The organism is Anaerostipes rhamnosivorans, from assembly GCF_005280655.1.
GTDB classification, from domain to species: domain Bacteria; phylum Bacillota; class Clostridia; order Lachnospirales; family Lachnospiraceae; genus Anaerostipes; species Anaerostipes rhamnosivorans.
In genome coordinates, this window is record NZ_CP040058.1 from 1,956,308 (window position 1) to 1,979,132 (window position 22,825).

Genomic DNA, 22,825 nt, shown 5'->3' on the forward strand with positions numbered 1-22,825 from the left:
TTCGTCTCCTCCTACCCTTCAATATGGATCGCACCAAATGCACAGGCGCTCTCACAGGCCCCGCATTTAATACATTTATCATTATCAATTACATACGGCTCCTTGATCTGCCCGCTGATGGCGCCGGCCGGGCAGTTTCTTGCGCATTTGGAGCATCCTTTGCACCGTTCCGGACTGATGACAAATCTCCGAAGAGCACTGCAGTTGTGGGATACACACTTTTTGTCGACCACATGCTCCACGTACTCATCCCGGAACAGTTTTAAAGTACTCATTACAGGAAGCGCCGCGCTTTTTCCCAATCCGCAGAGTGCCGTCTCTGTGATGGTCGTGGCAAGCTCCTCCAGAAGGTCAAGATCCTCAGGTTCTCCTTTTCCTCCCACGATTCTCTCCAGGATCTCCAGCATCCGTTTTGTACCTTCCCGGCATGGGACACATTTCCCGCAGCTCTCATTCTGGGTAAAGTTCATAAAAAACCGTGCCACTTCCACCATACAGGTGCTGTCATCCATGACAACCAGCCCTCCGGACCCAATCATGGCACCCATTTTCTTCAAGGAATCAAAGTCCAGTTTTACATCCAGATGGGGTGTGATCAGACATCCTCCGGACGGCCCTCCGATCTGTACGGCCTTGAACTTGCCGTCTCCCTTGATTCCTCCCCCGATGTCATAAATAACCTCCTTTAGAGTCGTTCCCATCGGAACCTCGATCAGTCCCGTATGCTTGACGCTTCCGGTAAGGGCAAACGCTTTTGTACCAGGACTTTTCTCCGGTCCGATCCCTTTAAACCACTGTGCTCCCTCCCCGATGATCATAGGAACATTGGCAAAGGTCTCAACGTTATTCAGTACCGTCGGCTTTCCGAACAGACCCTGTTCCACCGTCCTCGGCGGCTTCACCCGCGGCATTCCACGGTTGCCTTCAATGGATGCGGTCAGCGCGCTTCCCTCTCCGCACACAAAAGCTCCTGCACCCTTATTGATATGTAAATGGAAGGAAAAATCCGTTCCCAGGATATGATCTCCCAACAGCCCGCTTTCTTCCGCCTGTTCAATGGCACGCTTCAGCCGGCTGATGGCAAGCGGATATTCTGCCCGGACATAGATATATCCCTCTTCTGCCCCTACTGCATAGGCCGCAAGCATGATTCCCTCGATCATCTTGTGGGGATCGCCTTCCATGATACTCCGGTCCATGAACGCACCAGGATCACCTTCGTCTCCGTTGCAGACCACATAGCGCACTTTTTCCGGCTGTCCGGCCACCTGGGACCACTTATATCCTGTGGGGAAGCCTCCGCCTCCGCGTCCACGAAGATTTGACTCAGTGATCTCACGGATCACGTCTTCCGGCTTCATCTCAAATAATGCTTTCTCCAAAGCCTCATACCCGCCCACGGACAGGTATTCTTCGATATGCTCCGCATCAATGTGGCCACAGTTTTTCAGCACATTTCTTGTCTGTTTTTTATAGAAAGGAATGTCTTCCTGTTTTTGATACTCAATACCGTCTCTCTTAAAAAGCAGGTGACGGATCGGCTCCCCTTTTTCTATAGTCCTATGAAAAATCTCATCACAGTCTTCCGGCTGAACTTTCGTATATAAGATACCGTGGGGCTCAATCCTCATAAGCGGTCCCATCTCGCAAAATCCGTGACAGCCGCTTTTCTTAATGCCGATCTCCCCATCCCCGTGTGCAATCTCAGGGCCAAAATGGATCTCCACGTCAGGATATTCTTTTACCAGTTCACACATCCGGTCATAGATCTCCCCTGATCCGCCGGAAAGGCAGCCTGTGCCGGCACAGATCAGAACTCTGCATTTACTTTTTTTCACCTGTTCTCTGGAAGCTTCGCGGATCCGGCCGAGAGCTTCTCTGTTTTCTATCTTTTTCATGATTTAAGCTCCTCTCAGTTCTCGGATCAATTCAGCTGCGGCGTCCGGAGTCATAGCCGGATATACCTTGTCATTTACCGTGAGCACCGGCGCAAGTCCGCAGGCCCCCAGGCAGGAGACCGTCTCCAGTGTGAACAGCATATCGTCTGTGGTGGCTTTTTCCCCCGAAAGCCCCAGTTCACTGTACAGCCGTTCCAGAATAGCAACCGACTTGCGGACATGGCAGGCCGTTCCATTGCAGACTTTAATGATATACTTTCCTTTTGGCTCAAAGGAAAAATTCTCATAAAATGTCGCAACACTGTACGCCTTTGCCTCATCGATGGACAGTTTACCTGCCACATAACTCAAAAGCTCAGGCGGAAGATAGCGGTATTCAGCCTGAATGTCCTGAATGACCGGAATCAACGCCGCCTGTGTAAGCCCGTGAGACGCTATGATTTCATCTGTTTTGTCATAATAGGCCTGATCTAACATGTGATACCTCCTTCAAATTGTGCATTTTGGTTAATTTTTTATCAATCACTGTTAATTATATGTCAAAATTGTCGGATTATCAATAACAACGTTCTGATTCTCAGTAAAAAAGTACAAAAACAAAGTAGGCGGGTCCACTTCATCTCCCCAACCCCTCACTCTTTGAGGGACTTAGCAATTTTAAGCGCTAAATGCGATTGGTTGCGTGCATACTGACCGCAGGTTTTTTTTATTCCATAGGGAGAACTTTCCTATGGAACAAAAAACAGGCCCCCTTTCCTTAAGGGACCTGCTATTTACGAATTCGTCAATCTCCGTTATGATTCGTTAGTGGATACTAACTCAATTGTCACTGCAGAGGATATGGAGCTAGTGGAATGCCTGAAATATGTCAGCTTAGAATAAACTTTCCCTCTGACACGGACCAGATCACTGGAAGGTTCCCTTACCACCTAGTATTCTAATCTTATCCCCCTCAACCAATAATGCCTGGTTGTCATTTATCACTTTTAAATCCAACTCCTCGGAATAGTTATTGATAATCTCTTCTACCGCCTTTTTGAACTCCCGGTTCTGGTAATGGGGCACAACATAAAAGCCAGTCACGCTTAATCCCGAAGAATTCTGCAATTCCGGTGCCTTTTCTTTATGGTCCATTCGGGCTGAATACTCAATATCAGGGGCTGTTGCGATGGCCCCGGCAGACTCACCGATATAGAACTTCCCTTTTTCTATTTCACTTACCAGCAGCCTGTCCGCACCGGTCCTTTTTAATTCCTGCATCAAGAAAAAGGTATTGCCTCCGGTTACATAAATATAATCGTTCTTCTCTAACTTGTCTTTTATCGTGTCATAAGATGCGGTAGAAACTTCAAGTTCATCAACGGACAATCCCAGTCTCTTTAATCTCCATTTCCCAATTTTCACAAAGAACCCTAATGGCTCAACTTTACTGGCCGTGGGAATATAGGTTACTGTTTTGTTTTTTAGATCAGGTTCGATTGTTTTTAAGATATTGGCAACGTTTTGGAACATAGAGACTAACATCATCCTTTTCATTTTATCTCCCCTCCTCCGTTCTTGGCTTTTGAAACAGAAAATTATTGACTCTCTCTGTGACCCATATTTCATCGTCCGTGATCTTTAGGTTATAACCCGCAATCACATCATGGTCAAATCTGTTCAGAATGTCTTCAAATCCCCATGCAGTTTCCCGCTTTTTCGGAAAGCGGATGCTTGTTTCAAATCCATCTATATAGTGAAGCCCTGCCGCTTCCCCTATCTCTTCCCACTCTCGTTTTGTATAAAACTTTATGTGTCCGTCCTTTTTCATCTGCATGTATGCATCCACAAACCGTTCTGCATCATTTTCATTTGGTGCAGGATCCGCAACAAAACATCGGAAAGTGATGCAATGCATAACGGCTGATAACCGGTACCTGTACCCAGATCAAGGATCTTCCTGCCTGGTCTGACTTCCAAGAAATCCAAGATGAGCTTCAAGTGCTTTTCATCCTGTGTCTGGTTGTTATAAAAGTTTTCCGCCTGAAAGCTCTCTTCAAATCCTCCTCTTGTTTTATTGATGCTGTCTTCTATGTCATTGCTTATAATCCTCATTATCCTTTATTATAATCAAACCAACCATGGAAAACAATAAGACAGACTATAACAGCTGATAAAAGAAGCCGTGTTTTGTACACTGCCAGATCAGCATTCCATGTCCCACCGCAGGAATCCTTGTCTGGAGATCCCATTCGGGGTACAGCTTCTTTAGTATGATACTGTCTCCCGTAAGCAGTGCAGTAAATGAGATATAATGTTCTCTGGTCATTTCATGCTCCGATGAAATATAATAGTCATTTTCTATCATTTCCACCGTAAGCTGTTCATCCTTGGCTGCCTTTTTCGGCTGAGCTGCCTTTAGTTTTTTGCCGCAGCAGGTGATCCCGCTGTCAGTCATAGCTGTTATCAAGTTACCGCAGTCCGGGCAGACATAAAACTTCATTTTTTTCATATTTCCTCCTAAAATATCATTGGCGGACAGATCCCCTGAAAGCAGCTTCTCCAAATCAATTCCAAACAGTTCTGATAATTTAGGAAGTAGAGACACATCCGGGCATCCAAGGCCTCTCTCCCATTTTGAAACTGTTTTATCGCTGATATTCATACAGTCCGCCAGCTGTAATTGTGTCAGCTGTCTTTCTTTTCTCAATTCACAGATCAATCTGCCTATTTTTTTATTATCCATCTTTCTCACCTCATTTGTCATTATAAAAACCCCAGCATAAAAACACAATCAACGCTCCGTAGAGTTTACGACAAAACTCATTTGCTACGAAAAAAATCCGGTATAACCGGATTTTAAATGACAGCCTGCTATATTTCTGTTTTAATATCTTTTCTTAGCCACATAGCGGTCGACTGCAAAGCAGATCATTGACAATATGACCAGCGAAATAACATTGACCGCATCGCTGATCATATCTGACGTATAATCTTTCAAGAAATAGGATGTCAAATGATTAATTGTCAGGCTCACAGCAATGGCCAACAAAAATAAACCTCCGAACGCACCCCACAATCTGTGTTTTAATTGATAAAACAGAAAGTACATACACCAAATTCCTGCTAAAGAGACTCCTGAAACAGCAGAACCTAATGTATACACCAGAGGAAGATTTAAAATCTGCCCTAAAACAAACAGATAAATGAATATCGTAACGCTGAGTACATAAAGTGTCATCTTTATACAGCCCTGTTTCGCCTTTAATAAAGGCAATAAAAGCAGCCAGCTGAATACGAGGGAGGCAGTGACAACCAAAGACCATGTCAGCCTTCCTGTAATATAGAAATCACAGATAAAACAGATAAAAACCGTTAACAAAAACGTCACGGAGCAAAAAATCAATACCCCCATCTTAATCTTTTCCAATCTATTTTTACTCGTTCGATCCGAATATTCCAGTGCTTCTTCAATAATAGTCTCAGTTTTTTTACTGGGAGGTTCGCTATCTTTACATCCGTTTAACAATTCACTGGCTGAAACTCCTAAGATCCTTGCCAATGGTATGATCAATGAGATATCCGGACAGCTTAATCCCCTCTCCCATTTGGATATTGCCTTATCCGTAATATTCAACTGCTCTCCCAACTCCTTTTGGGTCAGATTATTTTCTTTTCTTAATTGTTGAATAAACGTGCCTATTTTTTGTTCCTTCATTTTTATGTACCGCCTTTTAGTTTTTATTTCCAGAGACCTGAGACAATCAAACTATATCAGCAAATCACAAAAGGCACAACCGCCCATGGGTTTATAAAGAGATAAACCAACAGTAGAATTGGCTGGATCAAGTACTTTGAACCTCTCCCCAACTCACATTTTATTAAAATCCACATAAAATATATAAAAAACTACTGGCGGTAATATCTGTATGAGCAATGAAGTTCCAGGAACCATGGTCCAACAGGGAAATACTATGAGAATCAATAATGGTTTCATAGAAGAAGTTTCCTGTTTTAATAATTCTAACGGATTTATATTAGTTTCTTACTCTGTGCGTGAAAGAAACAATATTACTTCTATACAAACGATCAGATTAAATCTCAATAGAAACACAGTTGTAATAAACACCAACGGACGAAATATGTGTCTATGCTGTCTAAGGGCAGGTATGTGGATTAATGCTGTTTTCTCATCGCGTATGACGAGGAGTATCCCTCCTCAGGCTAATGCTTTTTTAATTGCTGTTAGAAGAAATCCACAGCCATCTCCCTCTGTTACTACCGGACGGATTACTTTGATTGATTTTGACAACAACTTTCTCTATACAGAGAACCCAAACAACAGAAATAACCAAACTAAATTTATCATCACAAATACAACCACATTTACAAACCGTTTTGGATTGCCGATCAGATTCCGTGATCTTTGGCCGGGCCAGCTGGTGAGGATAACCCATGCTAATTTTCAGGCACCCAGCATTCCTCCTCAGACCACGGCATTTAATATCCAGCAATTATAACAGAGTCTGGGGCTTTTGTCCCAGACTTTCTTGCTGTCTCACATTCCTATTTTTCTTCTTAAAGGACTATAACATAATTGCAGCTAGTCATATCACTATCAGGAGGAATTACAACAATGGAATTTGATCTGGAAAAACTAATGTATGAATATTATTTGGAAAATGAAGACCAAAATAATTATCTGATTGAGTCTTCAGCAAAATTTGAATCTTCTTTGGATGACCTGGACCTCGACGACTGCTTTAAGTCAAAACTGTCTGATCTGAAAACCGAATACGGTTTCCAGTGCAAAAAACAGGGATTCCATTATGGTTATTGTACTGCACTAGAAATTATGAAACAGTTGATCAAGCAGTAGTCTGAAACCGAGGCGGTGAGCCTCGGTTGTGAAATAAAATTTTTCAGCTAAATGTTGCGTAGAAAATAAAGTTGAACCGTTATCGTTTGATCCTTATAATCTGTGTTTACAGCCATATTCCTAATGTAGGCATTCACATAATTTCCATTGATCCAGGCATTATATACTCGTAAATTGCTAGTTACACTCAGATTTTTGAATCTCAATTTATAAATCCAATGCAGTTGTGATATAGGAGGAAACATTTTTAGAAGCTCGGCAGTAATATGTACAAATTCCGCACTGTATGCATTTTTCAAGTGCACTCTTATCCAGTAATGAGTCTGATAAATTGTCATCTAATACATGAACAACTTTTGAGACCCTAATGCCTGCCGGACATTTTCTATCACACCTATGGCAATTTCTGCATTTATTAGCATTGTGTATTTCAGGAAGTTTTGAAAAAGCTGCAAAGTTTCCTGTGTATGAAAAATCTTCTTTTTGGCTGGCAACAGAACAAGAGAAGATTCCAGTCCCCTTATAAACTGTCTGCCCTGCACTGTGAGCAAATTGCTTTTCTAAAATACTTATGATGTTATCTGATGGGTATACATATGCGACTTTGGCAGCTGCATGTGATAAATCAGCAATTGTAATAAATCTCCCGCCGTCGTAACAGTTATTTATGATTTTTGAAATTTGATAAATGCTTTGAAGGTTTAGTACTAATATACCAAAGTCTGCTGGATATTGCCCTTTTTCTAATGGAATATGAAGTGTTTCTTTCATCAAAAAATGTTCTTCTCCCATCGGATACCTGGCCGGAACTTCAGCAACAGAATAATTATAACCAGGCTTTACATTTTTTTGTTTGACGGCTAGAATAATGTTGTTTAAGGATAATGTGTCCTTTAAACAGTCAATAGCATACACAATCTCTTTCATTCTATTTTTTAGCAGCCATTCGTCATGTACCAGCCCGGGATCGCATTCTACAGCATTAATAATTAAAATCCGATCCTTGGTGTCTGACGCAAGAAACCGTTTGATTTTATCGAACAGCAAATAACTGTTTCCACTCATTCCAGTGACTTTTGATTCCTGAAGTTTTAATAATAGTTCTTTGCTTGTAATCGACGAAGTCATATCTGGCCTTCTTTTTTCGCTTCCGATTAATATTTCTGAGGATAACTGAACCGCCTTTCCCAAATAACTTTTTAATGGCTTCCTTTTTCCCTTTCCATATTCCAGCTTTGCATTTTTGTAGGCTAACTTCAAACTAGAATTATGCCGCACGATGTTTTTATTGATCAACGCATATTGTTTCATCTTCTCTGTTCTCCTATGATATTTTCTGTAAAAAAATATTCTGCATGGGCTTTTAACAATTGTTCTAATTTTTCTTTATCACATTTTATTGTGTGGTACATAAAGAATGGAGAATACAACTCCATAGCAAGAACTTCTGCATCTTTCTTTACCATCACACCGTGGTCCATTAATTCTTGAAATATGAGTTTTTGAGAGTTAATAGGACAATCAATAAAAAATTCTTTGAATATCCTGGACATGTTTTCATTCTTAAATTGCTCAATCAACAGAATTCTGCGAAACATTACAATCAGTTCATCTTCAATCTGGAATTTAAACATGGAAAGGCACATCGTGACAAAGTCTTCCTTGCTGGGCGACATGGTATCTTGGGCATAATTGCATTGATCCATAAAATGTTTCTTACATTGATCCACGATCGCATCAAAAATTGCTTGTTTGCTTGAATAATGTTTATATAATGCGCTGTTGCCTATGCCGACGGAACTGGCAATCTTTCTTACTGATACAGCATCGTATCCATAAATGGAAAATAGTTTCATAGCTTCCTCTAAGATTCGTTCTTTTGTGGTCATATGATCCCTCCTGACTGATTGAAATTCTAGTGAACGACTGCTCACCTCTATTATAGTGAGCAGTCGCTCACTTTGTCAAGCACTAGTTTACCGTTTCTATTCTAATTTCTTACTAAATAAGTTTTTGAGACATCCATTTCTTTCTCATGAAAAAAGTTAATCCGGCGATCGCAGGCAGAATGGGAGAAAATGCCTGCCCGATGTAGACTCCAATAAACCCATATGGAAAGATAAATGCCAACAGCCCGCAGACAGGCAGTCGCACGGCCACAGCGTCTAACAGAGCATTGCACATCGCCACATTGGCGGAACCTACACCAATCGCAAAGGAATCAACCGTATACATTACCGCATAAATCAAGCTGTTGACACCACAACAAATACGAAGATACAGAATCCCTTGTTCAATAACGTCTGCACTGGCCGGATCAAAAAGCATAATGATGTCTTCAGCAAATACCTGGACCAATACGATAACCATCAGAGTAACAACTATATTGATCCATAAACCGCTCTGTGTAGTTTTCTTTACCCTTTCTATATTTCGGGCCCCCATATTCTGTCCGGCCATAGCAGTTACCGCCTGCCCTATGGCCCAGCACGGCATACCCGCAAAGGTATTCACTTTCAACCCAATTCCGGAAGCCGCCGCCACTGAAACGCCAAAAGTATTTAACATGCCTGTGATCAGCATATATGAAATGTTTACAACTATCATTTGAACAGCTGTCGGCAGGCCAATTTTTAAAATGACAATCAGTTTGTCTTTGTGAATCATGAAACTTTTCAACTTGAAATCGAATATAAAATTTTTTCTCTTCAAATACAACACAGAAAGGATCAAGGAAATCCCTTGCGAAAAAATAGTTGCATATGCTGCTCCCTTTGTTCCCATACCAAAAGGGCCCACCAAAAGTAAATCTAAAATGATATTAACTGCTGCCGCCACCGCCACAAAGTAAAGCGGAGTTTTGGAATCCCCGAATCCCTTCATAAGTGAGCAAACCGCGTTATAGCCAAAAACGAATACCGTTCCCATGCAGATGATCTGCATATAGCTACATGCATCATCCATGGCCTCCGAAGGGACATTAAGAAGCGAAAGGACCGGTGAATACAGCAGCAAACTTATCACTGTAACAATGAGCGAAGCAATAAACGCTAAGCTGAAAAGAGTTCCAACAGTATCCTTCTGTCCCTGTTTATCATCAGCGCCCACATATTGGGCTGCTAAAACAGTCCCTCCCATTATCACTCCAATACAAATCGAATTGATGATAAAACTGATCATTGAGGCATTACTGATCGCGGCAAGCCCGGCCTTTCCCACAATACGGCCCACAACCAACATATCCACAATACTATAAAATGACTGCAATAGATTTGCTCCAAGCAGAGGAAATGCAAACTGTATCAGCTTTTTTGGTACATTTCCTACTGTTAAATCCTGTTCGTTATTTTCCATTTGAAATTCTCCTTTCAAAAATAAAAGCGGAGGTACCCATCTACCCACAGGCAGGCCCTCCGCTTCCGATGCTTCGTCCATTGGACGCAAGCAATATAATTACAGACAACAAAAAGCCGCAGACAAAACATTGTCTACGGCCGAAAATTCAATCATTTAAGCTCATAAAAAGGTGTGTTAAATAGACTCTCAGACCAACACAAGCTGATCTAGAAGCCACCCCTCAAAAACTCATTTTTTAGATTAGGCTCTACACAATGTCTTGTTCTAAATGATTGTGTAAAGCAAAATCCAATACAAAACTTTCCAAATAACATTGCACTCGCCCCTTCCTATGCTTGTTATTAGTTTCATTATAGAGAAAGCAGACCAGCTTGTCAAACATCAGAATAATGTAGTCCTATCCGAATAAATAGTATGAAAGAAGCTTTATTTTTGTTATGAGTTATTTACCACTATTTCCGTCGCGCTTTTAAAATGCGCTCCTCCAATAGTGGTAAATAACTATCGTAGGTGGCGCCTTTTGTCTTGCAACAGCCATCTCCAGCAGACATTACGTCCATTTTCACCAGTTCGGAGGCCTTGCATTCGAAGGGTATGAGATACGGGATACCCTTTTGGATATACTATTATAGAAGAATTAAGAAAGAAGGAATCCCAATGGAAAAAGACTATTTTAAGGATCGTACGAAAGAATCAACATCTTATAATGCAATTCATATTGGAAGTAATGTATTTATATGTACCAAAGACAAGCAGAGAACAGCAAAAACCATTGATGATCTGCATTTGGTAAAAGTGACAGCTCATTTAACGAAACAGGCCATTCATCCCAGAGGCCAGAAGGTTAAAGGTGTCGACACTTCAACAGGAAAAACATTGGTTGGAAGAGTTGTCTATCTTACAGAGAACGGGAATCGTATCATCACAAAAAATGGGAACTTAACAGTTTCTGAATGGTATGATGTTCATAAGAATGATCTTTAGCGATCACTTTATTGCCTCCTTTTCTATAAGAAATGATCTTCTATAAGCTGGATTCTAAAATCAGCTTATAGAAGCAGATTAGGCCTTTAGTCAATTCTCTATATTGTTTAAAAATCTATTGTCTCTTCTCATAGAGACACATATATTTTCTTGAAGCTTCGTATACTTCTTTTTTAGTTTTAAAATCAATGATTAAGTATCTTGCACCTTGTACATATGTAAGATATAAATTTGTAATCTCATTCCAACAAATCTTTCCTATAAAACCATTACTACGAAAATAACTCTCTATACCTTCTGCATCTAATTTAATAATGGGTTTGGTCGTTTGCTTTTTGTAACCATATAAATATAATATCAGTATCAGCATGGATACAATAAGAAGAATCCATCCAACCAATCTTAAACCGAGAGGATTTCCAGTAAGGAATCGACCCGGCCCATTAATATGATATTCCGCTAACTCTTCATTGCTGTTACTTAATATAAAAAATCCGCCCAACATAAATGCTAAAGTTATCAAAGTAAAACTCTTATACTTTTTTTATCGTTGTAAATGAGATAGATTTTGTGACTGGTTTTAGACTCTAAAGATGTACCACACCATTCACAATACAAAGCATCTTCTACACTTTCTTTCCCGCACTTCGGACAAATCAATTTTTCTCCCTCCGAATTCTTTTTTGTCGTAATTATATTATAACATATGATTTGGATATAGAAAAAGGCTGGATATGGATGATAGTAATTTTTAATAACTTCCTTTCTCTTTTGGTTCAGACCAATGTTTTTAAGCCATTCCTTAGATCCTTGCCTTCTTAATTCTTAGAATATCGAAAAGAGATTTTCTTTTGTAACCCTAAAAATCTATTTTAACTATGGGATGCAGATAGACGCCATTCCCTCTGCAGTATATAATAATTTAAAGAAAAATCATTAGAAGTGAGAACTATGCAGAAATATTAATGGATTTTATAGAGGCGTATTGGAATTATTATCGGATTCAATAACTTTGCTAAAAAAACTTTCTTAGTCTTCTACACAATTTTAACTTAATTGCTATACTTTCCTTAAATTACGACTTAATTATACCATCATTAACCCATGATTTGAACCATTTAACTCATCGCTTTCAGCTTCTTCCAAAAGGGATCTTACCAAAGAATCCATAAAAATCACAGTTTTTATCATGCTAAGTATGAAGGAGGAAAAAGCCGACAACGATTTTTATCTTTTACGATGAATAATACTACCGGATGCCTAAATATGAATTGGTTACCTAAGCGATAGCGACCTTTATAGGAAAGGTTCCCATCCTTCTTTTTTTGACCCAAAATGCTTTTCCTCTTATTTAAGATATAGTAAGTGTCTGCTTAACCCAAGTGTAACATATAAGTAACATACGAAAATGATTTTGCAGTTTTTTATATAGTTCCTTCCATGTATTTACACAAAAAGGAATGGCCCAAAACCACGGTTTTAAGCCATTCCTTGATACTTTTTTTATCTTTTATTTAGAACTTACCTTCTTTAGCAGCTTCTTCAATCGCAACTGCAACTGCAACGGTTGCACCTACCATCGGGTTGTTACCCATTCCGATCAGACCCATCATCTCAACGTGAGCCGGTACGGAAGAAGATCCGGCGAACTGTGCATCAGAGTGCATACGTCCCATAGTATCTGTCATACCATAAGAAGCCGGTCCTGCAGCCATGTTATCCGGATGGAGTGTACGGCCTGTACCACCGCCGGATGCAACTGAGAAGTATTTTTTACCCTGCTCGATACATTCTTTTTTATATGTACCTGCTACAGGATGCTGGAAACGAGTAGGGTTAGTAGAGTTTCCTGTGATAGAAACGTCAACGCCTTCTTTGTGCATGATTGCAACACCCTCTGTTACATCATTTGCACCATAGCAGTTAACCTTAGCTCTTAATCCTTCAGAATAAGACTTCTTAAATACTTCTTCTACTTTACCTGTAGAATAGTCCATCTTAGTTTCAACATATGTAAATCCATTGATTCTGGAGATGATCTGTGCGGCATCTTTTCCAAGTCCGTTTAAGATAACCCTTAAAGGTTTCTGACGTACTTTGTTTGCTTTCTCGGCAATACCGATGGCACCTTCCGCTGCCGCAAAAGACTCATGTCCTGCTAAGAATGCAAAACATTCTGTCTCTTCTTCCAAAAGCATTTTACCTAAGTTACCGTGTCCAAGACCTACTTTTCTCTGTTCCGCAACAGATCCAGGGATACAGAATGCCTGAAGTCCCTCACCGATTGCAGCAGCAGCGTCAGCAGCTCTTGTGCAGCCTTTTTTGATTGCAATAGCGGCACCTACTGTATAGGCCCATTTTGCGTTCTCAAAACAGATCGGCTGGATGCCTTCTACCTGAGAATAAACATCTAATCCTGCAGCTTTTGTAACTTCAGCAGCTTCTTCAATAGAATTAATACCATATTCTTTTAATACAGCAAGAATTTGTTTTTCTCTTCTCTCATATGATTCAAATAAAGCCATGTTCGTTACCTCCTATTGTTTTCTTGGGTCAATGATTTTAGCAGCATCATCTACTCTGCCGTACTGACCTTTTGCTTTGTCTAAAGCTGTCTGAGCGTCATCGCCTGCTTTGATGAAGTCCATCATCTTACCAAAGCTGACAAACTGGTATCCGATGATCTGGTCTTCTTCGTCCAGAGCGATTCCTGTAACATATCCTTCAGCCATTTCAAGGTAACGAGGTCCTTTTTTCAATGTTCCGTACATTGTACCAACCTGAGATCTTAACCCTTTTCCTAAATCTTCAAGGCCTGCACCGATTGGAAGCCCGTCCTCAGAGAATGCACTCTGTGTTCTTCCGTATACAATCTGCAAAAACAGTTCTCTCATCGCTGTATTGATAGCATCGCATACTAAGTCAGTATTTAATGCTTCTAAAATTGTTCTTCCCGGTAAAATCTCAGATGCCATAGCAGCTGAGTGAGTCATACCAGAGCATCCGATAGTCTCTACTAATGCTTCCTGGATAATTCCTTCTTTTACGTTCAGAGTTAACTTACATCCCCCCTGCTGAGGTGCGCACCATCCAATACCGTGAGTCAGTCCAGAAATATCAGTTACGTTCTTTGCACTGATCCATTTCGCTTCTTCAGGGATTGGAGCAGCTCCGTGGTTTACACCCTGAGCTACAGTACACATTTGTTCTACTTCATGTGAATAAATCATGTTGAAACTCCTTTCAGTGAATAAATAATAAACATTCCACACTCATATGTAAGTAATGTTTTTAAGCTCATTTGCTCTAGTTTATTTTATCATATTGTTAAAATTAAAACAAGAAATTATCTCAATAACTTTGTTATGTTTTGTAATTTTTCGCGGAAATTATTTTAGGACAATAATCTTGGAAAACCGTTTTCGCCGAGCATCCCAAGCATAGCCCTGTATTCTGTTTTCATGTTCTGATAGATGTCTGACAGGTAAACACCGTTGGCATTAATTTGATCCATCAATGTATCATAATTGGAAACAACTGCCTCCGTAACTTCCGGGCATATCTTGTTTCTCTCTGCCATGTCGTTTAAGATCTTGATAGTCTGTTCTTTGGAGAACACCTGCTTATAACTTCGCTTTCGTATAAGAGCGCTGACAATGTCTGCCACGGCGCAGATCCTCTCCTCCTTAGAAAGGTCTTCCCCATGAAGCCCCAGAGGGTAGCCTGACCCGTCTAATTTTTCATGATGTCTGACTGCGATCCTATAGATGTCTGGGTGAACATACTCCTCCAGGATCTTTCCGCTCTCCACCACATGCTGCTTCATGATCTCAAACTCTTCCGGTGTCAGAGCTCCCGGTTTTTCAAGAATTTCCACCGGAGTGGAAACCTTGCCCACATCGTGTAGGAGCGCACCGTAATAAAGACACTTCTTCTGACTGTCTGTAAGCTCCATTACATCCGCTATGGCCATACTGGCGTTTACCGTAGTAATTGTATGCAGCACCATAAATTCGCTTCTGAAATCGATAGAGTAGGCAAGCATCTCAAGATAAGTGCGCTGTTCTTTCTCGGAAAACTGCATCTGTTCCACGCGCTCTTCGATCTCATCCAAAAACCGTTCGGAAGTGAGCTGGTCCCTGATGTGCTTTTTCTCATCTGCGGCGATCAGCAGTTCCACTGCTTCTGCAGAAAATACAGTTCCCTTCTTCTGTCTGATTTCATGCTTTATCTCTGATTTCATCTGCCATAATTGGTCTGCCCGGTCCGCCAGGTGAATAATATCCGCAAAAAGCAAGGAATTCCCGGTGACACCGTTATCTTTTAGGCATTTGTAGTCAGCGTGATGGTATAATACCGCCTCCACATAGTCATCCAGCGGTGCGAACATCTTAAGGAACAGACTTCCATAAATAGAATGTTCCCACACGTTTCCTGACTCAAACTTTACAATACAGTCAATCTCTTCTGTCTTATATGCCCCGATATCGTGGATCAGGCAGGTCAGAAGGATATTCTTGACCACGTCCTTTGGAAGTTCCCTCCCACTCTCTTCTAAAATCTGAAGTGCAATGTAGGCAACCCGCTCTCCGTGCTCTATGAGACGGGGATCCACCCGGTTTAATGTCCTCTTGATAATCCCCCAGACATTTTTGCTTCTGATCGCATACATAAAATTCTATCCCCTTTTATCCCTTCTTTTCTCTCTCTAATTTTGATTTATTTTAAAAGCTTCTTGATCTTTGAAAATGTCTTATCACTGACTGTGTAAAAGTCCTGGCTTCCTGACTTGTCTGTAATACATAATTCCTTGCTGTCTGAAAGAGACAGTGTCGTCACCGTGCCCTGAGTGTAGAAACGGTATTCTGTCCATTTGGAGGCATCATGCTTTCCTTTCGCTTTGTCCGCTTTCTCCAAAAGATTTGCTGTCTTGATGGCAGTGTCATTAAACTTTAAATCCTTATCCGTGACGATCAACGCTGCGTCCTTCATCCTGTCAATGGATGAGGCATATCTTTTTTCATTTTCTGCGTCGATTAATCCATCTCCGATCACACTTGCATTGTCAAAACAATACACATTTTCAGGGATTGAGTCAAATACAATGTAGCTGTTGCCGTAAACCTTAAATTCGTAGGTCGTATTATCTTCATCAATTAACGCATAAGAATAAATGCTGCCTGAGTAATTTTCCCTTAAGTCAGTAACCGTAAGGCCGATGATCCGGTAAGCATTTTTGACGATATTTTTCACATAGCTGCAGACAGGTTCATTGGTGACAGCGAAGCTTTTAAATTGTTTTCCTTTTTGAATCCGGACAAAGTCCGTCTTGGAAATGGTGCTTCCTTCCACTTCTTTTTTATACGAGGCTAACTTCTGATCGCCGGTATACTCATGGATCTCTTTGATCTTTTTGTCCAGTGAATCTTCCCTGGCTCTTGATTTTTTTAAGTCCTGGGTCAGCTTTTCATTCTGGTCCTGGAGCTTCTGATAGTATTCTGATTCAATGATTTCCTGTTTGGATGCTTTCCCGCATGCGGAAAGCGCAAAAGAAACGCAGATTAAAAGCGACAGCGTCATCATTCTTTTTCTCATGCTGTGAAATCCTTTCTTTGTCTTATTGTTTCTGGGCGATCTCCCCTGCTTTTTTATAAATACTGTTTTCCTCTATATAACCTCTTACCATGGAAAGTGGGTAAATGTTCGTGTTAGCTCCCACGATAGAGCCTGGATTTAAAACAGTACCGCATCCCACCTCTACATGGTCACCCAGGATGGCACCTATTTTCTTTCTTCCGGTCTCAATCTTCTCCTCCCCGCACTTGATCACTACGTTTGTCTTGTCGGACTTCACATTGGAGGTGATGGAACCTGCACCCATGTGGGATTTATATCCCAAAATAGAATCCCCTACGTAATTATAATGCGGAACCTGTACATGATTAAACAAGATATCATTTTTAATCTCTGTGGAATTTCCCACCACACAGTTTTCCCCGATCAGCGCATTGCCCCGGATAAAAGCTCCCGGCCTTACCTCTGTGCCTGCCCCGATGATGGTCGGTCCGTTGATCTCCGCGGTCCTTGCAACTGTAGCTGACTTTGCGATCCACACATCATCTCCGATCTGTTCGAATTCTTCTTTAGAAAGCGTTGGCCCTGTCTTTAAGATAAAATCACCGATCAGTGCCAGAACCTCCCATGGATATGTAGTCTGCTCAAATAGTTCCTTTGCGATGGTCTGGTCCATATCTTTAAAAATTTGCTGATTTGTCAGTTGTTTCAATTTCATTCACCTTTCCCTTTCTTGGTATTATAATACTGAGCGGTCTGATCAAACATCTGGCGCAGTACATACTGATGATTGGTCTTTTTCACTAAATCTGTATGCTTCGCCACAAAATGATTCAGCTTCTTCATATATTCTTCTTCGCTGACCGTGCCCTCCGCCACATAGGTAAGACCCTTCTCCCAGCTGGCTGTCAGCTCCGGATTCAGAAGGGATTGAATGGATCCCCTGACTACGTCAAAGATCATCTCCCCCATAAGTGTGGGCGTCACCGTCTGCGTCTTTTTGTTCAGTGCAATGTACTTGTTATTAATCAGTTTCTTGACGATCTCAGCCCGTGTGGCACTGGTGCCGATGCCGCTTCCCTTGATCTGTGCCCTCAGATCCTCATCTTCGATCAGCTGCCCGGCATTCTCCATGGCAAGGATTAGGGATCCGGAATTATAGCGCTTCGGCGGTGTTGTGGTTCCATCCTTGATCAGATGCTTTTTAATCGGAAGCTTCATTCCCTTTTTCAGGGAAAGAATGGCGTCAATCTGTTCTTTTGAAACAGAATCTTCCTTTTTGGCTTCTTTTCCGCCGGCTACCGTAAGATATCCGGGATCCACAAGCAGCTTAAAGTTAGCCGTGAAGGTTTCGCCTGCTGTTTTTGTAACAAGCTTTATCTTAGAATATACAGCCGGAGGCAGAAAGATACATAGAAACCGCCGGACAATCACTTCATACACCTTTTGTCCGGTCTGCGAGATACTTTTTAAATTGTTCAGGGCCTGTCCTGTAGGAATAATGGCATAATGGTCTGTGATCTTTTTATCATCCACATACCTGGTTTTGGCAAGCCCCGTGTAGGACTTTTTTTCCAGGATGTCCGCTGCCGTTTCCGACAAGATCCCATAATTCTTTAAGCCTGATAGATTTTTATAGATTTCCTTGCTGACGGCCGTGGACAAGACCCTCGCGTCGGTCCTTGGATAAGTGACCAGCTTTTTTTCATACAGCTCTTGTACGATTTTTAAGGTCTCATCAGGGCTTAGCTTAAACATCTTAGAGCATTGATTCTGAAGCTCTGCAAGATTGTATAAAAGCGGCGGATTCTTTTTCTCCTGGCGTTTTGTGGAAGCTTCCACGACCGTCTCCATGCCGGATGCTTCCTCAATCTCTTTTATAAAGGCTTGTGCGTCCTCTTTTTTCAGAAAACCGTTGTCCTTGTATAATTTCTTTGATTCAAAATACCTGGATCCTTTGACCGCCTTCCACTCGGACTCGATTTTAACACCCTGAGGTGTGATATGAGAGAGCACCTTATAAAACGGTGTGGGCACGAAGCCCCTGATCTCTCTTTCTCTTTTGACGATCATCCCGAGAACGCAGGTCATAACCCGTCCCACTGCCACCACGACACTTCTCTTCTGCTTCATAAAGTTTCCCAGCGTCCATCCATACTTTAATGTCAAAACCCTGGAGAAATTGATCCCCATCAAATAGTCTTCCTTGGCTCTTAAATACGCGGCAGACGCCAGGTTATCATACTCATCTAAGTCTTTGGCCTCCCGAACACCCCGGAGTACCTCCTCCTTTGTCTGGGAGTCAATCCAGACCCTCTTCTTCCGCTTTCCCGTCACGTGGGCTTCCTGGTCCACCAGCCGGTAGATATATTCCCCTTCCCGTCCGGAGTCAGTACAAACATAGATGGTATCGATATCTTCCCTGTTCAGAAGGGAACTCACGATGTCATACTGCTTCTTCACCGCCGGGATGATCTCGTACTTAAAATCTTCAGGAAGAAACGGCAGTGTTTCCAGTTCCCAGCGTTTCAGCTTTGGATCATACTTGTCCGGATATGACATAGTGACCAGGTGACCCACGCACCATGTGATCACAGTATTTTCACTCTCAAGATATCCGTCTCTGCTGGACGGTTTTAGGTCTAATGCGTTGGCAAATTCTCTCGCCACACTTGGTTTTTCGGTAATAAATAATGACTTCAAACGTAATCCTGCTTTCATTTTTTTCTTTTGCTATTATACCATATTTAAGTCTCCTGTGATACAATAATATCCAGAGATAAAATCAGCAAAGGAGTGTGTTTGATATGAGTATGGAAAAAGCAAATGAAGTAACTGCGGCAACAATTATCAAGAACATGGAAAAAAGAAACTTCACAGGGGTTTACTGTGCTACAAAAGAAGAAGCTTTAGAACAGGCTTTATCCTACATAGAAAAGGGATCAGTCGTTTCATGGGGAGGCTCCATGAGTGTTGCAGAGATCGGCCTTTTGGATGCCGTAAAGAATTCTGCCGATTATGAAGTGGTAGACCGGGCGGCAGCCAAGAACTATGAGGAACAGCGTCAGATTTATGCCAAAGCCGTTCTGGCGGATACTTATCTTATGAGTACAAATGCCATCACCCTGGAAGGAGAACTGATCAATATTGACGGTTCCGGAAACCGGGTTGGATGCTTAAGCTACGGTCCTAGACAGGTAATCCTGATTGTCGGAATGAATAAGGTCGTAAGCACCGTAGAAGAGGGTGTGCACCGCACAAGAAGCAAAGCTGCCTGTCCAAATACCATCCGTCTGGGGCTTACGACCCCTTGTTCCATCACCGGACACTGCGGAGAATGTTATGGTGATTCTTCCATCTGTTCCCACCTGCTGATCACAAGAAGATGCGGACAGAAAGACCGTATTAAGATCATCTTAGTAGGGGAAGATCTGGGATATTAAATCCTTAAGACCGCGGTGTATGACCAAATTAGACACACCGCGGGTTCTTTTTTTATTCCTTTAAAATGTCTGGACTGATGTCCCTGAAATCTTGTATAACTCCTGTTACTCCCGGAAGTAAGCGCAGTCTCTTATGCTCCTCCTTGGGCCCAATGGCTATGATCTTTCCAGCCCCCGCTCTCCTTGCGGCTTCAATTCCCGCATCCGCATCTTCAAAGACAACACATTGGGAAGGCTTAAGGCCGATCCTCTCCATGGCCAGCAGATAGATATCCGGCTCCGGTTTCCCCAAAAAGGTCCCGTCATCGTACACGATATTTTCAACAGGGACCCAGTGGTCCAGATGCATATGCTTTATGTAAAAACGGACATTTCCGATAGCTGAGGCCGTGGCGATGGCAAACGGAATCTTCCTCTCCTTCAGCTCCGTGAGAAATTCCGGAAGCCCCTGCGTGAAATTCATCCCTTCCGGGTCATTCAGACACATATTACGGTAAATATCTTCCTTCTCTTCCGTCAGCTTATAAATCTCATCCTCGGTAAGTTCCGGATTTAAAGCCATCTTCAACAGCTCTCCTCCGTTGACACCATGGATCATTTCATGCAGCTGTTTCACCGTATATTTCCCTTCTGCATATTTCTGAAAGAATTCAAACCATGCGGCCTCCTGTTTGTCTCCGTCAATATACATAGTTCCGTTAAAGTCAAATATAATTCCTTTTAAGTCCATTTTTTCTTCCTATCTTTCATTTTTTATTTTCTGGTAATCTTTCTGCCTGTATTGGATAGAAAAGTCTTTGTTGGATATCTGCAGACAGATTAAATCCTCATGCGCTGTGGCTCCGTGCTCTGCGATACACCCTTCCTCATACCATACCATGGTGCCCGGCCCAAAGTACTCATCATTTGATTTCAGCTGCCCTGACAAAACAAACAAGCCATGGGCGGAAGGATGGGTATGGGTATCTGTAGTGAATCCCGCTGGATAATTGATGTAGTTGATCTGCATTCCGGTTGCCTCATCCAAATGCAGTTGTTTTTTTCCGAACATCTTTCCGGTTGTGCTTGCCATGCGGTAAAACCACGGCATTCTTCCCACGTCGCTAATAACCGGCTGGATTCCTTTGTCCAGCCGTTTCTTTTCTTCCTCATCCTTTATGTAATGAATCGAAAAGGCCTTGTTGGAGATCAAGAGCACCGTGGCATCATCATGCTGGGTGGCGCCGTGTTCGGCAACACATCCTTCCGGATACCAGATAAGGGTCTCCGGCCCGTAAACACTGCCGTTTGTTTTGATCTGTCCCTCCAGAATATAAAGTCCATGGCCACACGGGTGGGTATGGGTCACCGTCTGAAAACCTGCAGGATAGCGGTTCATAACGATGCTGACTTCCATATCCTTATCCTCTACCAGTGGTTTTTGTCCAAATACTTTTCCGGTGACTGAATTAGGGCGGTAATTCCACTCCATCCGCCGGACGTCCATGATTTGTTGTTCTTTCATTGATTCCCTCCTTAAATGCAAATTTATAGTTCCATCTCTCTCAACTGGTTAAGTCTTATCTTTTCATAATACTCCATGGCAAGATAGGCCGCTCCGAGCATACTCTCATTTCCGGTATTCTTTGATTCACAAATTATGGTTTCCTTCAGCAGGTCCTGATTTAAAATATCCTGCCTCTTTAAGGCTTCATCAAGCAGCATAGGCAGGTCCCTCACCGTCCTTCCCCCCAAAAGGATGATCTCTGGATTGTTCCAGACCATCATATCCTGGATCAGAAGCGCTGTGTATCCTCCAAGGCGGGTCATCAGTTCTTGTGCCCAAGGTTCCTTCCGGTCATATGCAGCTGCAAGATCCGTAAGGTCATTACACCGTCCTCCAGCTTCCTCTGCCTGGTTTAAAATTTCCTGGACAGAGAGGTAAGCTGAGACACAGCCGGATTTTTCGCAGCTGCACTTCCGTCCGCCGTAAACCAAAATCTTATGGGCAATCTCCCCGCAGGCTCCCCCTATGATCCTGCCTTCGTTCATAAACGCTGCTCCCACATCAATGCTCAGGCTTAAAAATGCCAGACGGTTTACCTGCAGTTCCGGAAAATGAAAGTATTCCTCCAGGACAGATGCCTTCACATCATTTTCCAGACAGATATACAAACCCGTTTTCTTTCTGAGAAGTTCTTGGAAGTCTGTCTCTTCCCAACCGGTGAACCTGGATCTTATAATACGTCTGCCGTCTTCCGAGACCACCCCCGGGAAACTCACTCCGGCTGCTTTTACTCTGTCCATGATTTCCGGAATCTCTGATCTGCATTTGTCAAAACAATCTTTGATCAGCTCCGCTACTTCTTCCGGGCTTCCGGCCACAGGCAGCATCCATTTTTTTATGGCGAGGATCTGCTCTTTGTAATCCATGACCAGAAAACTTATAAAATCCAGGCGTACCAGGATACCAAGGCTGTAAAAGGCATGGGGATTTCTTTCCAGTAACAATGCTTTTCTTCCGACGCCCTTGGAATCTCCCTGGGATTCTTTAATAAAACCCAGATCTGACAGGTCCCCACAGATCCTGGTCATGCTGGTAGGACTCATTTTTAATTCCTTGGCCAGAGAGGCCCGGGAAACATTGTCAGATGACTTGATTTGGTTGAGTACCAGCTGACGGTTGCTGATCTTCATCTGCAGCTGGTCTTGTTGTTTTTGATTTTTCATAT

Annotated in this window: 24 protein-coding genes; 4 read left to right on the top strand and 20 right to left on the bottom strand. The window is 42.2% G+C overall.

Translation table 11 applies throughout. From position 1 onward, the window contains the following. Window positions 1-11: 11 nt before the first annotated feature. The 7 genes from AR1Y2_RS09690 to AR1Y2_RS09715 all read right to left on the bottom strand — a co-directional run bounded on the left by AR1Y2_RS09690 (window position 12) and on the right by AR1Y2_RS09715 (window position 5,595). Complete coding sequence (locus AR1Y2_RS09690; RefSeq protein ID WP_175403630.1) at window positions 12-1,898, bottom strand: NADH-quinone oxidoreductase subunit NuoF; 1,887 nt, start codon at window positions 1,896-1,898, stop codon at window positions 12-14. A 3-nt stretch (window positions 1,899-1,901) separates the two neighbouring features. Next, window positions 1,902-2,375, bottom strand: coding sequence for a complex I 24 kDa subunit family protein (locus tag AR1Y2_RS09695; RefSeq protein ID WP_137328781.1), 474 nt, complete (start codon window positions 2,373-2,375; stop codon window positions 1,902-1,904). A 429-nt stretch (window positions 2,376-2,804) separates the two neighbouring features. Then, window positions 2,805-3,434: a Type 1 glutamine amidotransferase-like domain-containing protein gene (locus tag AR1Y2_RS09700; RefSeq protein ID WP_137328782.1), complete on the bottom strand. Its 630-nt coding sequence runs from the start codon at window positions 3,432-3,434 to the stop codon at window positions 2,805-2,807. A gap of 1 nt (window position 3,435) precedes the next feature. Then, entirely contained in the window at window positions 3,436-3,714 is a 279-nt protein-coding gene (locus AR1Y2_RS18025) for a hypothetical protein (RefSeq protein WP_243118720.1), read from the bottom strand. After that, window positions 3,705-3,992 (bottom strand): protein-L-isoaspartate O-methyltransferase, encoded by a 288-nt coding sequence (locus tag AR1Y2_RS18030; protein ID WP_243118721.1) that lies wholly within the window; start codon window positions 3,990-3,992, stop codon window positions 3,705-3,707. The genes AR1Y2_RS18025 and AR1Y2_RS18030 overlap by 10 nt, the downstream gene beginning before the upstream one ends. Window positions 3,993-4,038: 46 nt before the next feature. After that, on the bottom strand, window positions 4,039-4,623 hold the full coding sequence (locus AR1Y2_RS09710; RefSeq protein WP_137328783.1) for a helix-turn-helix domain-containing protein: 585 nt from the start codon (window positions 4,621-4,623) through the stop codon (window positions 4,039-4,041). A gap of 141 nt (window positions 4,624-4,764) precedes the next feature. After that, window positions 4,765-5,595, bottom strand: a complete 831-nt coding sequence (locus AR1Y2_RS09715; RefSeq protein ID WP_137328784.1) for a helix-turn-helix domain-containing protein — start codon at window positions 5,593-5,595, stop codon at window positions 4,765-4,767. Between the two features lie 211 nt (window positions 5,596-5,806). Here AR1Y2_RS09715 and AR1Y2_RS09720 point away from each other — a divergent pair, with 211 nt between their 5' ends. Both AR1Y2_RS09720 and AR1Y2_RS09725 read left to right on the top strand, forming a co-directional pair. Continuing rightward, window positions 5,807-6,397, top strand: coding sequence for a hypothetical protein (locus AR1Y2_RS09720; RefSeq protein ID WP_137328785.1), 591 nt, complete (start codon window positions 5,807-5,809; stop codon window positions 6,395-6,397). 116 nt (window positions 6,398-6,513) lie between these two features. Further along, window positions 6,514-6,756: a hypothetical protein gene (locus AR1Y2_RS09725; RefSeq protein WP_137328786.1), complete on the top strand. Its 243-nt coding sequence runs from the start codon at window positions 6,514-6,516 to the stop codon at window positions 6,754-6,756. A 207-nt stretch (window positions 6,757-6,963) separates the two neighbouring features. Here AR1Y2_RS09725 and AR1Y2_RS09730 read toward each other — a convergent pair whose 3' ends face one another. From AR1Y2_RS09730 to AR1Y2_RS09740, 3 genes are all read right to left on the bottom strand, one after another. After that, complete coding sequence (locus tag AR1Y2_RS09730; protein WP_137328787.1) at window positions 6,964-8,067, bottom strand: 4Fe-4S dicluster domain-containing protein; 1,104 nt, start codon at window positions 8,065-8,067, stop codon at window positions 6,964-6,966. Next, window positions 8,064-8,645: a TetR/AcrR family transcriptional regulator gene (locus AR1Y2_RS09735; RefSeq protein WP_137328788.1), complete on the bottom strand. Its 582-nt coding sequence runs from the start codon at window positions 8,643-8,645 to the stop codon at window positions 8,064-8,066. Before AR1Y2_RS09735 ends, AR1Y2_RS09730 begins: the two co-directional genes overlap by 4 nt. A gap of 112 nt (window positions 8,646-8,757) precedes the next feature. Beyond that, the gene (locus AR1Y2_RS09740) at window positions 8,758-10,110 is read right to left on the bottom strand and encodes an MATE family efflux transporter (RefSeq protein ID WP_137328789.1); all 1,353 of its coding nucleotides are present in this window, start codon (window positions 10,108-10,110) and stop codon (window positions 8,758-8,760) included. 660 nt (window positions 10,111-10,770) lie between these two features. Here AR1Y2_RS09740 and AR1Y2_RS09745 point away from each other — a divergent pair. After that, window positions 10,771-11,097 carry a hypothetical protein gene (locus AR1Y2_RS09745; protein ID WP_137328790.1) on the top strand — a complete coding sequence of 109 codons (327 nt, stop codon included), beginning with the start codon at window positions 10,771-10,773 and terminating at the stop codon, window positions 11,095-11,097. Between the two features lie 115 nt (window positions 11,098-11,212). On the opposite strand, the gene AR1Y2_RS09750 is transcribed toward AR1Y2_RS09745, so the two are convergent. The 7 genes from AR1Y2_RS09750 to AR1Y2_RS09785 all read right to left on the bottom strand — a co-directional run bounded on the left by AR1Y2_RS09750 (window position 11,213) and on the right by AR1Y2_RS09785 (window position 19,392). After that, window positions 11,213-11,620, bottom strand: coding sequence for an STM3941 family protein (locus AR1Y2_RS09750; RefSeq protein WP_137328791.1), 408 nt, complete (start codon window positions 11,618-11,620; stop codon window positions 11,213-11,215). 991 nt (window positions 11,621-12,611) lie between these two features. Further along, entirely contained in the window at window positions 12,612-13,622 is a 1,011-nt protein-coding gene (locus tag AR1Y2_RS09760) for a GGGtGRT protein (protein WP_137328792.1), read from the bottom strand. 12 nt (window positions 13,623-13,634) lie between these two features. Continuing rightward, window positions 13,635-14,327, bottom strand: a complete 693-nt coding sequence (locus AR1Y2_RS09765) for an iron-sulfur cluster assembly scaffold protein (protein WP_137328793.1) — start codon at window positions 14,325-14,327, stop codon at window positions 13,635-13,637. Between the two features lie 164 nt (window positions 14,328-14,491). Beyond that, window positions 14,492-15,769 (bottom strand): HD domain-containing phosphohydrolase, encoded by a 1,278-nt coding sequence (locus tag AR1Y2_RS09770; protein ID WP_137328794.1) that lies wholly within the window; start codon window positions 15,767-15,769, stop codon window positions 14,492-14,494. A gap of 47 nt (window positions 15,770-15,816) precedes the next feature. Continuing rightward, on the bottom strand, window positions 15,817-16,692 hold the full coding sequence (locus AR1Y2_RS09775; RefSeq protein WP_137328795.1) for a basic helix-loop-helix domain-containing protein: 876 nt from the start codon (window positions 16,690-16,692) through the stop codon (window positions 15,817-15,819). Between the two features lie 22 nt (window positions 16,693-16,714). After that, the gene (locus tag AR1Y2_RS09780; protein ID WP_137330242.1) at window positions 16,715-17,383 is read right to left on the bottom strand and encodes an acyltransferase; all 669 of its coding nucleotides are present in this window, start codon (window positions 17,381-17,383) and stop codon (window positions 16,715-16,717) included. 2 nt (window positions 17,384-17,385) lie between these two features. Next, the gene (locus AR1Y2_RS09785) at window positions 17,386-19,392 is read right to left on the bottom strand and encodes a DNA topoisomerase (protein WP_137328796.1); all 2,007 of its coding nucleotides are present in this window, start codon (window positions 19,390-19,392) and stop codon (window positions 17,386-17,388) included. A gap of 86 nt (window positions 19,393-19,478) precedes the next feature. Between AR1Y2_RS09785 and AR1Y2_RS09790 the strand changes: the two genes are divergently transcribed. Beyond that, on the top strand, window positions 19,479-20,114 hold the full coding sequence (locus AR1Y2_RS09790; RefSeq protein WP_137328797.1) for a lactate utilization protein: 636 nt from the start codon (window positions 19,479-19,481) through the stop codon (window positions 20,112-20,114). A gap of 52 nt (window positions 20,115-20,166) precedes the next feature. Here the strand turns inward: AR1Y2_RS09790 and AR1Y2_RS09795 are convergent, their stop codons facing one another. The 3 genes from AR1Y2_RS09795 to AR1Y2_RS09805 are packed head-to-tail and all read right to left on the bottom strand — an operon-like array spanning window position 20,167 to window position 22,823. Continuing rightward, window positions 20,167-20,844 (bottom strand): HAD family hydrolase, encoded by a 678-nt coding sequence (locus AR1Y2_RS09795; protein WP_137328798.1) that lies wholly within the window; start codon window positions 20,842-20,844, stop codon window positions 20,167-20,169. Window positions 20,845-20,853: 9 nt separating this feature from the next. After that, window positions 20,854-21,618 (bottom strand): cupin domain-containing protein, encoded by a 765-nt coding sequence (locus AR1Y2_RS09800; RefSeq protein WP_137328799.1) that lies wholly within the window; start codon window positions 21,616-21,618, stop codon window positions 20,854-20,856. A 23-nt stretch (window positions 21,619-21,641) separates the two neighbouring features. Then, window positions 21,642-22,823, bottom strand: coding sequence for an ROK family protein (locus AR1Y2_RS09805; protein ID WP_137328800.1), 1,182 nt, complete (start codon window positions 22,821-22,823; stop codon window positions 21,642-21,644). Window positions 22,824-22,825: the final 2 nt, after the last annotated feature.